Annotated in this window: 12 protein-coding genes; 4 read left to right on the forward strand and 8 right to left on the reverse strand. The window is 68.3% G+C overall.

The window, feature by feature from the left end; genetic code table 11:
- Positions 1–3: 3 nt before the first annotated feature.
- Positions 4–786, reverse strand: coding sequence for a ComF family protein (locus tag HW532_RS10375; protein ID WP_246479860.1), 783 nt, complete (start codon positions 784–786; stop codon positions 4–6).
- Positions 787–889: 103 nt separating this feature from the next.
- On the opposite strand from HW532_RS10375, the gene HW532_RS10380 reads away from it, so the two are divergent.
- Positions 890–1,837, forward strand: coding sequence for a methyltransferase domain-containing protein (locus tag HW532_RS10380; RefSeq protein WP_213164292.1), 948 nt, complete (start codon positions 890–892; stop codon positions 1,835–1,837).
- A 13-nt stretch (positions 1,838–1,850) separates the two neighbouring features.
- Here the strand turns inward: HW532_RS10380 and gcvA are convergent, their stop codons facing one another.
- A complete protein-coding gene (gene gcvA, locus HW532_RS10385; RefSeq protein ID WP_246479862.1) occupies positions 1,851–2,771 on the reverse strand; it encodes a transcriptional regulator GcvA in 921 nt (306 codons plus the stop codon).
- Positions 2,772–2,885: 114 nt separating this feature from the next.
- Here gcvA and HW532_RS10390 point away from each other — a divergent pair, with 114 nt between their 5' ends.
- A complete protein-coding gene (locus tag HW532_RS10390; protein WP_213164294.1) occupies positions 2,886–3,092 on the forward strand; it encodes a hypothetical protein in 207 nt (68 codons plus the stop codon).
- A gap of 166 nt (positions 3,093–3,258) precedes the next feature.
- Here HW532_RS10390 and HW532_RS10395 read toward each other — a convergent pair whose 3' ends face one another.
- The 3 genes from HW532_RS10395 to HW532_RS10405 all read right to left on the reverse strand — a co-directional run bounded on the left by HW532_RS10395 (position 3,259) and on the right by HW532_RS10405 (position 5,885).
- Positions 3,259–3,657 (reverse strand): (deoxy)nucleoside triphosphate pyrophosphohydrolase, encoded by a 399-nt coding sequence (locus HW532_RS10395; protein ID WP_213164521.1) that lies wholly within the window; start codon positions 3,655–3,657, stop codon positions 3,259–3,261.
- A gap of 4 nt (positions 3,658–3,661) precedes the next feature.
- Positions 3,662–4,900: a bifunctional glutamate N-acetyltransferase/amino-acid acetyltransferase ArgJ gene (argJ, locus tag HW532_RS10400; RefSeq protein WP_213164295.1), complete on the reverse strand. Its 1,239-nt coding sequence runs from the start codon at positions 4,898–4,900 to the stop codon at positions 3,662–3,664.
- An 88-nt stretch (positions 4,901–4,988) separates the two neighbouring features.
- Positions 4,989–5,885 carry a peptidylprolyl isomerase gene (locus tag HW532_RS10405; RefSeq protein ID WP_213164296.1) on the reverse strand — a complete coding sequence of 299 codons (897 nt, stop codon included), beginning with the start codon at positions 5,883–5,885 and terminating at the stop codon, positions 4,989–4,991.
- A 460-nt stretch (positions 5,886–6,345) separates the two neighbouring features.
- On the opposite strand from HW532_RS10405, the gene secA reads away from it, so the two are divergent.
- Both secA and HW532_RS10415 read left to right on the forward strand, forming a co-directional pair.
- Positions 6,346–9,087 (forward strand): preprotein translocase subunit SecA, encoded by a 2,742-nt coding sequence (gene secA / locus HW532_RS10410; protein ID WP_213164297.1) that lies wholly within the window; start codon positions 6,346–6,348, stop codon positions 9,085–9,087.
- 136 nt (positions 9,088–9,223) lie between these two features.
- Positions 9,224–10,999: an SLC13 family permease gene (locus tag HW532_RS10415; RefSeq protein WP_213164298.1), complete on the forward strand. Its 1,776-nt coding sequence runs from the start codon at positions 9,224–9,226 to the stop codon at positions 10,997–10,999.
- A 9-nt stretch (positions 11,000–11,008) separates the two neighbouring features.
- On the opposite strand, the gene HW532_RS10420 is transcribed toward HW532_RS10415, so the two are convergent.
- The 3 genes from HW532_RS10420 to HW532_RS10430 all read right to left on the reverse strand — a co-directional run bounded on the left by HW532_RS10420 (position 11,009) and on the right by HW532_RS10430 (position 13,694).
- Entirely contained in the window at positions 11,009–12,457 is a 1,449-nt protein-coding gene (locus HW532_RS10420) for a multicopper oxidase family protein (protein WP_213164299.1), read from the reverse strand.
- 78 nt (positions 12,458–12,535) lie between these two features.
- Positions 12,536–12,862 carry a hypothetical protein gene (locus tag HW532_RS10425; protein ID WP_213164300.1) on the reverse strand — a complete coding sequence of 109 codons (327 nt, stop codon included), beginning with the start codon at positions 12,860–12,862 and terminating at the stop codon, positions 12,536–12,538.
- Between the two features lie 25 nt (positions 12,863–12,887).
- A complete protein-coding gene (locus HW532_RS10430) occupies positions 12,888–13,694 on the reverse strand; it encodes a L,D-transpeptidase family protein (RefSeq protein WP_213164301.1) in 807 nt (268 codons plus the stop codon).
- Positions 13,695–13,753 lie beyond the last annotated feature (59 nt).

The raw sequence follows: 13,753 nt of genomic DNA on the forward strand, positions 1-13,753 counted from the left end.
GCGTCATATATGGAGCCGGACCGGATCGAGCACAAGCGCGAACGCCACGATGTCGACCGCCGCCGCCCCGGCCTTCAGACAGGCCGTCGCGCAGGAATCCGCCGTCGCACCGGTGGTGAGCACGTCGTCGACGACCAGGACGCGCGCGCCGGCGACCGCCGGCACCATCTCGTCGGGCACGGCGAAGGCGGAGCGCACATTCTGCCGGCGCTTGCGGTGGTCGAGCCCGACCTGGGCCCGCGTCGCCTTCACGCGCCGGAGCAGCCCCGGCCTGAAGGTGAGGCCCGTCCCCCGCGCGATCTCGCGGGCGAGCAGGGCCGACTGATTATAGCGCCGCTGCCACAGGCGCATGCGGTGAAGCGGCACAGGCGCGATCACATCCGCCTCGGCCACGAGCTCGCGCCCGGCCCGCGCCATGAGGCGGGCCATGAGCCGGGCGACCTCGTGGCGGTCGTGATATTTCAGCGCATGGACGAGGCGGCGCGACACGTCGTCGAAGGCCACCGCGGCACGGGCCCGGGCGAAGACCGGCGGGCGGGCGAGCGCGGCGGCGGAATAGATGCCCTCGCCCGGATCGTAGGCAAACGGCAGGCCGAGCCGGTCGCAGACCGGGGTATCGATGTGCCTGAGCTCCCCCCAACAGGCCGCGCACAGGCCGTCCGCCTGCCAGACCGGCTGCGCGCATAGCGGGCAGTGCCGCGGCATCACCGCGTCGAGCATGCGCCCGTTGAGCGCGGCGGCACGCGCGGCGACCTGCGACCATGCAGACTGGAACGACACCCCCATGGGAGGGATCATGAGCCAGCGCGCGCGGGCCCGCAACGGCGATCTTGGAACGGGCTGCGACGAGGCGCTTGGCGCGCGCCGGCCGCCGGCCCATATTGCGCGCATGAGCGACCACGCACACAACACGGGCCCCGGCGAGGGGCACCCCGCCCTCGTCTTCGATCGCCGGGTCCTGCGCCAGCGCCGCGAACGGGCCGCGCGCGCGGGCCGGCTTGAGGATTTCATGCTCGCGCGCATCGCGGAGGAACTGGCCGACCGGCTCGCCACGATCAACCGCGACTTCCCCGTTGCCGCCTGCCTCGGCGCGGGCGATCCCTCGCTCGCCGCCAAGCTGATGGCAACCGGCAAGATCGCCGCCATGGTCCATGGCGACCGGTCGGAGACCGTCGCCCGGCACGGTTCCGGCCCCGCCCTCGTCCATGACGACGAGGTCCTGCCCTTCGCCGACGCCTCGCTCGACGCCCTTCTGAGCATACAGTCGCTCCACTGGGTGAACGACCTGCCGGGCGCGCTCGCCCAGATGCGCCGGGCCCTGCGCCCCGACGGCCTGTTCCTCGGCGCCATGCTCGGCGAGGACACGCTGACGGAGCTGCGCCAGGCGATGCTCGCCGCCGAAAGCGAGGTCGCCGGCGGCGTATCGCCACGCGTCTCGCCCTTCGTGGAGTTGCGCGAGACGGGATCGCTGCTCCAGCGCGCGGGCTTCGCCCTTCCGGTCGTCGACACCGACCGGCTGACGGTGCGCTATTCCGATCCGCTCGCCCTGATGCGCGAGCTCCAGGCGATGGCCGCGACCAACGCGCTCGCCGCGCGCAGCCGCAAGCTCCTGCCGCGCGCGGTGCTCATGCGCGCCATGGAGATCTATCAGGAGCTGTTCTCCGACCCCGACGGCCGTATCCGCGCGACCTTCCAGATCGTCTATCTGATCGGCTGGGCGCCCCATGAGAGCCAGCAGAAGCCCCTGCGCCCCGGCAGCGCGGCCGCCCGCCTCGCCGATGCCCTCAACGCCACCGAGCACACGGTTCCAGGCACGAGGGGCCGCGGGAGCGGCTAGGCCGGCACGCTCATCAACACGGCGGACTGCCCGTTCCGGCAATACGCTCCGGGCCCACATCGCGCGCGACCACCTCCAGGAGCCAGTCCCGGAAGGCCCGGATCTTGGGCGACTGGCGCCTTGCATGGGGATAGACGAGCCAGTAGCTCGCACTCGACGTCATGATCAGCGGGAAAGGCTGGACGAGGCGTCCCTCCGCGATCTCTTCGGAATAGAACTCCGGCGACAGGATCGCCACGCCCTGTCCACCGAGGGCCGCATTGGCGGCCAGATGCTGCGTGCCGAGCCGGATGTCCCCGCGCCCGTCGAGATCGGGGTCGGGAACGCCCGCGGCCGTGAACCAGTCGAGCCACCAGGGGTCGCTCGCCTCGATGAGTGGCAGCGACAGGAGGTCGGCCGGCGCCTCGAGCCTGCCCGCCCTGTCCAGAAGGCGCGGGCTCAGCATGGGCGTGTAGCGCATGTTCATCAGCCAGTGGGAGACGAGCCCCGGCCATTCGCCGGCACCGACGCGGATGCCCACATCGATCTCCTCGCGGGCGAAATCGGTCAAGCGGCCGGTTACCTCCAGCCTGACGGCGATGCCCGGATGGGCGAGCTGGAACGCGCCGATCCGCGGCACGAGCCAGTTCGATCCCAGCGTATTGACTGCGCTGATATTGAGCACACCCTCGACCGACTGGTTCAGATCCTCGAACGCCGCGCGCAGCGTCGCGAAGGCCTCCGATATGGCGGGCGCGAGCTGCCGGCCCGCCTGCGTCAGCTCCACGCCGCGCGCCCTGCGCAGGAACAGCGGTCCCAGCCTCTCCTCCAGAACCCTGATCTGGTAGCTGACTGCGGCCTGCGTCATGCCGAGCTCCTCCGCCGCGCGTGTGAAGCTCAGATGGCGGGCGGCGGCCTCGAAGCAGCGTATGGCGGGAAGCGGCGGCAGCGACATCACAAGACCCATAAAGAGGGCTTATGGTAACCTGCGGAGGTTCCGTTGGAAAGCGCGATGGCGAGGGTCCTATATCGCCAGCATGTCACCACCGCCTGAAAGGGACCCGCTGCCATGGCTACCGTTTCCTCCGCCCGGCGCGCCGTATCTGCCCCTTCACGGCCCGTCCGGAAGGCCGCGAACTGGCTCCTGCGCCTTGTCCGTCCGCCCCGCCGGCGTACCGCAGCGCTTCATCGCGACATGCTCAACGAGCATATGAGCCGCGATCTGGGGCTCGCGGACGGCCGCGACCGCCTGCCCCGCGATCCGCTGAGGGACTGAGACAGACGCGCACCGGCCCACGCCTCGGGAGGCTTTGGTCGGAACTGCACTGGCCCGCTCCCCCACCCGGCCACCCAGGGAAATATCATCTCATGGGCGGCCGGGTGGGGGAGCGGGCCGGTGCCGCCTCAATCTCGAAGCCCCCGGCCGTCGTGCGGCAGCCTTCTCAGAGCATGTCGATCAAATGGGGGATAAGCGGCAGGTCGGCCGGCGGCATGGGGAAGTCGCGCAGGCGCACGGGCCGGACCCAACTGAGCGCCTGGCCCTCGCACGCGGCAACCTCGCCGCTCCAGCGCCGGCAGACATAGAGCGGCATGAGCAAGTGGAAGTCCTCATAGGCGTGGCTCGCGAAGGTAAGCGGCGCGAGGCAGGACGCCGTCACGTCGATGGCGAGCTCTTCCTTCAGCTCCCGGATCAGCGCGTCTTCCGGCCGCTCGTCGGGCTCCACCTTGCCGCCGGGGAACTCCCACAGGCCGGCCATGGGCTTTCCCTCGGGACGTTTGGCGATCAGCACCCGCCCGTCGACATCGACGAGCGCGCAGGCCGCCACCAGGACGATGCGCATGCGCTCAGCTTCGATAGTCTGCATTGATGTCGATATAGCGGTGCGTGAGGTCGCAGGTCCAGATCGTCGCCGTGCCGTTGCCGACGCCGACATCGACCGCGATGTCGATCTCGCGGCCCTTCATGTGCGGCGCGACATCCTCCTCGCGATAGTCGGGATCGCGCTCGCCGTCGCGGGCGACGCGAACGCCGCCGATGGCGATGGAGAGCGCATCGCGGTCCGCCGCCTCGCCGGCCTTGCCGACCGCCATGACGATCCGCCCCCAGTTGGCGTCCTCGCCGGCGATCGCGGTCTTCACCAGCGGCGAATTGCCGATGGCAAGGCCTATCCTGCGCGCCGCCGCGTCGCTCTCCGCGCCCGAGACGGTCACGGTCACGAATTTCTCCGCCCCCTCGCCGTCGCGCACGACGAGGAGTGCGAGCGCGCGGGTCACCTCGTCGAGCGCGCGCCGGAAATCGGCAAGCTCGGGCGCGTCCGCGCCGGCGGCCCCGGGCGCCGAATTGCCGGCCTTGCCCGTCGCGAACAGGAGAACGGTGTCGCTGGTCGAGGTATCGCCGTCGACGGTGATGCAGTTGAAGCTCCTGTCCACGCTGTCGGCGAGCATCTCCTGGAGCAGCGGCTGCGGCAAGGCGGCGTCGGTGAACAGGAAGGCCAGCATGGTCGCCATGTCGGGCGCGATCATGCCCGAGCCCTTGGCGATACCGTTGAGCGTGACGGTCCGCCCCCCGAGCTCCGCCGTGGCGGTGGCAAGCTTCGGAAAGGTGTCGGTCGTCATGATCGCTTCCGCCGCCTCCTGCCAGCCATCGGGCCGGGTCGCGGCGAACAGGCCGTCGAGCGCGGTCACGATGGGCTCGCTCGGCAGGGGCTCGCCGATCACGCCGGTGGAGGCGAGGTAGACCGCCTCGCCCGGGCAGCCCGCGCGCCGGGCGACGGCCTCGGCGCTCTGCGCGGTCGATTCCGCGCCGCGCCGGCCGGTAAAGGCGTTGGCATTGCCCGAATTGACGAGAATGGCGCGCGGCGCCGTGCCGGAGCCCAGCGCCTTGCGGCACCATTCGACGGGCGCGGAGGCCGTCCTGGAGCGGGTGAACACGCCGGCGGCGACCGCGCCGTCGTCGACGAGCGCGAGCATGAGATCGGTGCGACCGCTATATCGGATGCCGGCCTCGATGGCGGCAAGCCGCACACCGTCCATGGCGGGCAGCTCGGGCAGCGCTGCAGGCGCGAGCGGAGAACGCTCGGTCATCCCCTCTCCCTTTCTCCAATCGGTTTTCGGGGTCTGCGAAACAGGCGGATGCGGGGCGTGGAGCCCGCATCCGCATGCGTCCGAAAGGTCAGTTGCCGTTCTGCTGCTGTTGCTGCTGCATGCGCTGCTGGCGCAGCTGATCCACCTGATCCTGCAGCTTCTTCAGGTCCTCGTCGACGAGTTCGACCTCGCCGTCGACCCTGAGCTCGTTGACCATGTCCTGCACCTTCCGGCGCAACACGATCATCTTGAGCCCGTTCTTGACCTTGTCATAGGGTTCTGCGCCGCCCTGCTTGCGCTCCTCCACCTTGATGAGGTGCCAGCCGAACTGCGTCTGCACCGGATCGGACACCTGGCCCGGCTCGAGCGCGAAGGCGACGTCGGAGAATGGTTTCACCATCTCGTCGGCCGCGAAGAAGCCGAGATCGCCGCCATACTGGGCGGAGCCGTCCTTGCTGAACTCCTGGGCGAGCGTGGCGAAATCCTCGCCCGCATCGATCCTGGTCTTGAGCTCGGCGGCCTGCTCCTCGCTGTCCACGAGGATATGACGGGCATGGACCCGTTCGATCTCGTTCACCTTGGCGGCTTCGTCGTCATAGATCTCCCGGATCTCCTCCTCGGTGACCGTCGGCTCGATCTTCTCCTCGAAGAAGGCGTCGCGCAGCGCCTTGGCCTGATAGAAGGCCAGCCGCCTCTTGTACTCGGCGGACTTCTCCACGCCTTCTTTGACCGCGGTCTGGGCGAGCAGATGGCGCTCGATCAGATATTCCACCACGAAGGGGTAGCGCAGACGGGGCGGGATCTCGCCGAGCTGCGGCAGTATGTCGTCGGCCGCCAGCTTCACTTCCGAGGCGCGGATCTCATAGCCGTTGACGGTGGCCACGACCCGGTCTTCCTCTTCTTCCTGCGCACCGGCAGGGGAGGCGGCCGCGACGAGCGCGATCGCGAACGCGCAGGCCACACCAAACGATTTGATCAAAGACATGACGTTTCTCACCTTAATTCACAGGCCTTCCCGGGCCGCACCGTGCGCGGACCGCGCGACGGCCATCTCCTTAGTGCAGAGTGGATGCGGCCACACTATGCCCGGCGTCCCGGCCCCGCAGCGGGCCGCCGTTTCCCGGTTCGGTTCCGCGGGCACAATGGAGTCAATGCGCAGCGGTTGCAAGCCGAGAATTGGCCGCAGCCGCGGGCTCCCGCGGGCACCGCACCCCCGCATGTCCGATTGAAACCGTGCCCCATCGGACCTATTTGCCCGTTGAAACGTTTCAACGGGATGCGGTACCACACTGAGAAGCAGTCGAAACCGGATGGCAAGCCGGCGGGCATTCGCGATTTGCGCGCCCGCGGCCTGTCCATTAGAAAGCGGTTGGACTGACAGTCGTCCTGCCCGAGGCCCGCTAGCCGGCCCGGCCGAACGACGACGGCGAAGGATACGATCGACCATGGTTTCTTTTTCGACGCTGGCCGCCAAGCTGTTCGGAAGCTCCAACGACCGCAGGCTCAAGGGCTACAAGGCCACGGTGGAGGCAATCAACGCGCTCGAGCCCGAAGTCGCAGCCCTCACCGACGACGAGCTGCGCGCCCGCACCGACGACTTCCGCAAGCAGATCGAGGGCGGCACCAAGCTCGACGATCTCGTCGTGCCCGCCTTCGCCACCGTCCGAGAGGCCGCCAAGCGCACGCTCGGCCAGCGGCATTTCGACGTGCAGCTTCTCGGCGGTCTGGTGCTCCACGAAGGCTCCATCGCGGAAATGAAGACCGGCGAGGGCAAGACGCTGGTCGCAACGCTGGCGGTGTATCTCAATGCGCTCACCGGCCGCGGCGTCCATGTGGTCACGGTCAACGATTACCTCGCCAAGCGCGACGCGGACTGGATGGGCCAGGTCTACCGCTTCCTCGGCCTCACCGTCGGCTGCATCGTGCACGGCATCGACGACGCGGAACGCCGCGCCCAGTATGCCTGCGACGTGACCTACGGCACCAATAACGAGCTCGGCTTCGACTATCTGCGCGACAACATGAAGTTCCATCTGGAGGAGATGGTCCAGCGCGGCCATTACTTCGCCATCGTGGACGAGGTCGACTCCATCCTGATCGACGAGGCGCGCACGCCGCTCATCATCTCCGGCGCCGTCGAGGACAAGTCGGAGCTCTATGTCACCATCGACAAGTTCGTCCCCTCCCTGGTGGAGGAGGACTACGAGGTCGACGAGAAGATGCGCTCGGTAACCCTGACCGAGCAGGGCAACGAGCATGTCGAGCAGATGCTGCGCGAGGCGGAGCTCCTGCAGGGGGAGTCGCTCTACGACGTGGAGAACGTCTCCATCGTCCATCACGTCAACCAGGCGCTGCGCGCGCACAAGCTGTTCCAGCGCGACCGCGACTATATCGTCAAGGACGGCCAGGTCATCATCATCGACGAGTTCACCGGCCGCATGATGCCGGGGCGGCGCTTCTCGGAAGGCCTCCATCAGGCTCTGGAAGCCAAGGAGGGCGCCCAGATCCAGCCGGAGAACCAGACGCTGGCCTCGATCACCTTCCAGAACTATTTCCGCCTCTACGACAAGCTGGCCGGCATGACCGGCACCGCCGTGACGGAGGCGGAGGAGTTCATGGACATCTACAAGCTCGATGTCGTGGAGATCCCCACCAACCTGCCGATCCGGCGGCGCGACGACGACGACGAGGTCTATCGCAGCGCGCGCGAGAAATTCGGCGCGATCATCGAGCTCATCAAGGACTGTCAGGAGCGCAAGCAGCCGGTGCTCGTCGGCACGACGTCGATCGAGAAGTCGGAGCTTCTGGCGGAGATGCTCAAGAAGGACGGCGTCACGCACAACGTGCTCAATGCCCGCTATCACGAGCAGGAGGCCCTGATCATCGCCCAGGCCGGCGTGCCGGGCGCGGTGACCATCGCCACCAACATGGCCGGCCGTGGCACCGACATCCAGCTCGGCGGCAATGCCGACATGCGCATCGAGAACGAGGCCTCGGGCATCGAGGACGAGGCGGAGCGCGAGCGCCGGGCAGGCGAGATCCGCGAGGAGGTCGCCCGCCAGCGCGAGGAGGTGCTCGCCGCCGGCGGTCTCTATGTGCTCGGCACCGAGCGCCACGAAAGCCGGCGCATCGACAACCAGCTGCGCGGCCGCTCGGGCCGCCAGGGCGATCCGGGCACCTCGAAGTTCTTCCTGTCGCTCGAGGACGACCTGATGCGCATCTTCGGGTCGGAGCGCATGGATTCCATGCTCCAGAAGCTGGGCATCCAGGAGGGCGAGGCCATCGTCCATCCCTGGATCAACAAGGCGCTGGAGAAGGCGCAGTCCAAGGTCGAGGCGCGCAACTTCGACATCCGCAAGAACCTGCTCAAATACGACGACGTGATGAACGACCAGCGCAAGGTCATCTTCGAGCAGCGCATCGAGATCATGCGCGGCGAGGAGGTTTCCGAGACGGTCGACGACATGCGCCAGAACATGGTCGACGAGCTGGTGCGCGCCCATATTCCAGAACGCGCCTATGCGGAGCAGTGGGATGCCGAAGGCCTTCAGGAGCGCGTCCGCGAGGTCTTCAACCTCGACCTGCCCATCACGGACTGGGCGAAGGAGGAGGGTATCGCGGACGAGGAGATCCGCGAGCGCCTCATGACGGCGGCCAACGAGGCTTTTGCCGCCAAGCGCGAGCGGTTCACCGCGCCGATCATGCAGCAGGTGGAAAAGGCGATCCTCCTGCAGACCATCGATCATCTCTGGCGCGAGCACCTCGTCATGCTCGACCATCTGCGCCAGGTGGTGGGCCTGCGCGGCTATGCCCAGCGCGACCCGCTCAACGAGTACAAGACCGAGGCCTTCACCCTGTTCGAGGGCATGCTGACGCGCCTGCGCGAGGTCGTCACCTCCCAGCTCATGCGCGTGGAGCTCGCCGAGGAGCCGCCGCAACTCGCCGAGGAGGACCTGCCGCCGATGCAGGCCCACCATACCGACCCGTTCTCCGGCCGCGACGACATGGCGGAGGCCGCCCTCGCGCTCGCCGGCGCGGATGCCGGGCAGCAGGCACAGCCGGGCGGTGCCCGGACCGCCGCGGTCGATCCCGCCGATCCTTCGAGCTGGGGCAAGGTTCCCCGCAACGCGCCCTGCCCCTGCGGCTCCGGCAAGAAGTACAAGCACTGTCACGGCATGTATTCGTGACAGGCCCCGCATGGCCGTCGCCCCGGAGCGGTCTCCGGGCGGCGCCCGCCGGGGCGGGCATTGACCGGCGCGAAGGCAACCGGCATCGTTACGCGCCTCCGGATCACCCGGCCCGTCCCCGTTCCGTCCGCGGCTCATGACCACAGACCAGATCATCCTGTTTGCGATCATAGCCGGCGTGCTCGGCATGCTCCTCTGGGGCCGGATCCGCTACGATGTCGTCGCCTTCTCCGCGCTGGTCGTCGCACTCCTCGCCGGCGTTGTGCCGAAGGAAGAGGCCTTCTCCGGCTTCGGCCACCCCGCAACCGTGATCATCGCGCTGGTGCTCGTCGTCTCGCGCGGGCTGTCCAATTCGGGCGCCATCGAGATCGTCGCCCGCCATGTGGTCGACAGCTCCCGCAAGCTCAGCGTCCATATCGGCATCATGTCGGGTGTCGCCGCCGCGCTCTCCGGCGTCATGAACAACGTCGCCGCGCTCGCCCTCCTCATGCCGGTCGACATACAGGCGGCGGTGAAGGCCAAGCGCAGCCCGGCGCTCACCCTGATGCCGCTCTCCTTCGCCTCGATCCTCGGCGGCATGGTCACGCTCATCGGCACCCCGCCCAATATCGTCATCGCGACTTTCCGCGAGAGCGCGCTCGGGGCGCCCTTCTCCATGTTCGACTTCGCCCCCGTCGGGGCGGCCGTCGCCGTGGTCGGCGTGCTCTTCGTCACCCTGGTCGGCTGGCGGCTCATCCCGGTGGCGCGCACCGAACGCAATGTCGCCCAAGAGCTGGGCAACCTGGAAGGCTATATCGCCGAGGCCCGCGTGCCGAAGGACACGGCCGCCGTGGGCAAGCGCGTGCGCGACCTTCTCGAGGATGCCGAAGAGGCCGACGTCAATATTCTGGGACTGGTGCGCCGGGGCAAGCGCCTCGCCGGCTATGCCCGCAACGAGACGATCCGGGCCGGCGACTATCTGGTGCTCGAGGCGGGGCCGGACGCCATCGAATCCTTCGCCGGCGCGCTCGACCTCAAATATGCCGGCACGGAGAAACACGACGGCCTTATCGGCGAGACCCTGTCGATGATGGAGGTCGTGGTGCCGGAGGGCGCGCGTATCGCCGGGCGCTCGGCCGCCGACCTGCGCCTGCTCTACCGGCAAGGGATCACGCTGCTCGGCGTCTCCCGGCAGGGCACGCGGTTCCGCGAGCGGGTGCGCCATCTCGCCATCGAGCCCGGCGATATCCTCCTGCTGCTCGGCCCCCAGGAGCGGCTTCAGGAGGTCGTCCTGTGGCTCGGCTGCCTGCCGCTCGCCGAGCGCGGACTTCAGGTCGCCCAGCGCCAGAAGGCATGGATCGCGGTCGGCCTGTTCGCCGCGGCCATCGCGGCGGCGAGCATCGGCCTCGTTTATCTGCCCATCGCGCTCGCCGCCTGCGTGGCGGCCTATATCCTCCTGCGCATCGTGCCCGCACGCCAGGTCTACGACGCCGTGGAATGGCCGGTCATCGTGCTGCTCGGCTCGCTCATCCCGCTCGGCACCGCGCTCGAACAGTCGGGCGGCACGTCGCTCATCGCGCAAGCCATCGTCTCGGTCACATCCGGCCTGCCGGTGGTCGCCGTCCTGGTCATCCTGATGGTCGTCACCATGACCCTGTCGGATGTGCTGAACAATGTGGCGACCGCGCTGATCGCCGCACCCATCGGGGTCGACATCGCCAACCGGCTCGGGGTCAATCCGGACCCGTTCCTGATGGCCGTCGCGGTCGCCGCCTCCTGTGCGTTCCTCACGCCCATAGGCCACAAGAACAACACCATCATTCTCGGACCCGGCGGCTACCGCTTCGGCGACTACTGGCGCATGGGCCTGCCGCTGGAGATCCTCGTCATCCTCGTCGGCGTGCCCACCATCCTCGCCGTCTGGCCTCTCTGAGACACGCCGTCAGGCGACCCGGATAACGGCCATCATGCCGGCGGCCTGATGCTCCAGTATGTGGCAATGGAACATCCAGTCGCCGGGATTGTCGGCGACCAGCGCGACCTCCACCCGTTCCTCCGGTCCCACCAGCACCGTGTCCTGCCATTCCCGGCGCGCCGTCGGCACGCCGTTGCGCGAGATCACGCGGAAGGAATGTCCGTGGAGATGCATGGGATGGTACCAGCCGGTCCGGTTGACCATGGAAATGATATGGGACCGGTTCCGGCGCAGTGTCAGGACCGGTTCCATATCCGTTCCGGTCGCCGCCTTGCCATTGATGAACCAGAAGGATCCCTCGCGCATCATGGCCATCATGGACCCGGCCTCGCGTCCGTCGGCGCCCTGCATGCGCATGCCGGCCATCATGCCGCCATTGAATACCACCTCGTGGCGTTCGGCGGCGTCGAGGTCGGGCTCGGCGAGCGGATTGGCGGGAAGCGCGACAGGCCAGTCGGGCGTGCGTTCGCGCAGCGCCTCCCCGCCATAGGCGAGATCCGTCAGGCGGTATTCCAGCCCCTCGTAGAAGGTGTCGGTGACCGTATGGCGCTCGCCCGTGCGGCCCGTCATGTCGAGAACGATGTCGGCCCGCATGGCAGGGCCCAGAACGATCCGGCCGCCCTCCGGCGCATGAGGTTCGACCGGCTGCCCGTCGAGCGCGACGACGAGGGGCTCGTGGCCGGCGAATGCCAGGCCGAAGATCCGCGCATTGGCGACATTGACGAGCCGAAGCCTGATCCGCTCGCCCCGGCGCACCGCGAACCGGTCCGGGATGCGCCCATTGACCGTTACCGTATTGCCGAGGCGGCCGGCATGGATGGCATCGTGGGCATTGCCGAAATCCCCCTCGATGGCGGCCTCTTCGGTCAACCGCCAATCGTCCAGCACCCAGGTCACGTCCCGGTCGACACGCAGCGGTTCCGCCTCCTCCACGACGAGCGCGCCGGAGAGCCCGCGCGCGACCTGCTCGAAGCTGCGCTGATGGGGGTGATACCAGAAGGTGCCCGCATCGACGGCGTCGAACTCGTAGACGAACCGGTCCCCGGGCGCGATGGCGTCCTGCGTGACGCCCGGAACGCCGTCCATGGCGTTCGGCACGCGCATGCCGTGCCAGTGCACGGTGGTCGGTTCGTCGAGCCCGTTCTCCGCGACGATCCGGAGGCGCTCGCCCTGCCGGACGCGGATCTCCGGTCCCGGGACGGTCCTGTTATAGGCCCACACCTCCGTTTCCGGATAGGGTTCGGGCGCGATCCGTGCGGACCCCGTGCCCAGCGTCAGGCGGAATTCGCGGGGACCTGCCGCGCGCGCCCGCGGCACGGCCGGGAGAGGCGACACTCCCCCCGCAGCGGCGATGACGGCCCCGGCGGAGGCGAGAAAGGTGCGGCGCGTCAGCGCCGGCGACGGTCTGTTCGTCATGTGAGCTTCATCCTTGAGACCGGCCGCCATCGGCAATGAATGGCGGGAGCCGGCTGATCCAGCGTCTATCGTACGGCGTCAGCGGAGGATGAAGCGACGCGGCGGATCGGGATCGGGCGATCCGGGCCGGCCCGTGCCCGCCGAGACGGGCATGATCGCGTGGCGATGGCGCGGTACCGCCGGGCCCGCGGCTCCGCCGGCGAGGACGACCGCCGGCTGCATGCAGAACTGGGCGCAGACCGCATCGGCCGCCTGACTCCCGCAGCAGCCATCGTCGTCCGTCGCGGCGGGCTGATGGACACCCATAGCCGCAATGGTGGCGGACGCGCCCTGAACACTGCCGAGTGCGCCGGCAAGGCACGCGGCGACGACAAGGAGGCGGAACAGACGGGCCAGATACGGCATGGATATCCCTCGTGCCGGGTTGGCCCTACCAGCCCTGGATGAGGCGCGGGGCCGCCGGATCGAGCTCGGCGTCCGTGCCGGAGGCGCTCGCCGCGGTCACGGTGAACTCTTCCGGAACCATATCCCGGCTCGGGAAGAACACGTAGCGCATGTTCTCCACGCCGACGACGGGCGGGCGCCTGTAGGTCTGGAAATAGTCGTAGCCCTGCTTGAGGTTCTGCCAGAAATCGTACCACTGGCTGCCGGCATGGGCGGCCATGTTCGCGCTCGTCATGCGGAAGGGGAAGGCATGGACGGGGAATTCCTGCTGGCCCGCCACGAAGGCGTCGCGGGCGAGCGCGAAGATCTCCGCCACCGAGTCGTCCGTCATGGCATAGCAGCCCGCCGAGCTGCATCCGCCATGGACCATGAGGTGCATGCCGGTGCGCCCGTGCGCTTTGTCATAGGCGTTGGGATAGCCGATATTGAAGGACAGATAGTAGCTGCTGTTCGGGTTCATCTGGGCGGGCGTGACGATATAGAAGCCCTCCGGCGCCTGCTTGTCGCCCTCGACCAGCTTCGGCCCGAGCTTGCCCGACCAGCGGCAGACCTCGTAGGTCTTGAACAGCGTATAGGTGCCGTCGGGCCGGCCGAGCCAGACCTCCAGCGCGGATTCCTGCTTGAAAACGCGCACATACATGGGCGCGCCGTCCTTGAGCCCCTTGGCGGCGAGCAGCGCCTTCGACTCCTCCGACAGCGGCTTGAGATGCTTCGGCGTCTCGAACAGGCACCCCGACAGCACAAGCACCATGACGGCGCAGAGAACAAGCCTGACAGCGGCTCGAGCGATCATCGTCCGAATAGTCCCCGACCAGAGCGACCGACGTCCAACCGGACGCGAAGCCGTCGCTC

Origin of the sequence: Kaustia mangrovi, assembly GCF_015482775.1 — a bacterium.
GTDB lineage: Bacteria > Pseudomonadota > Alphaproteobacteria > Rhizobiales > Im1 > Kaustia > Kaustia mangrovi.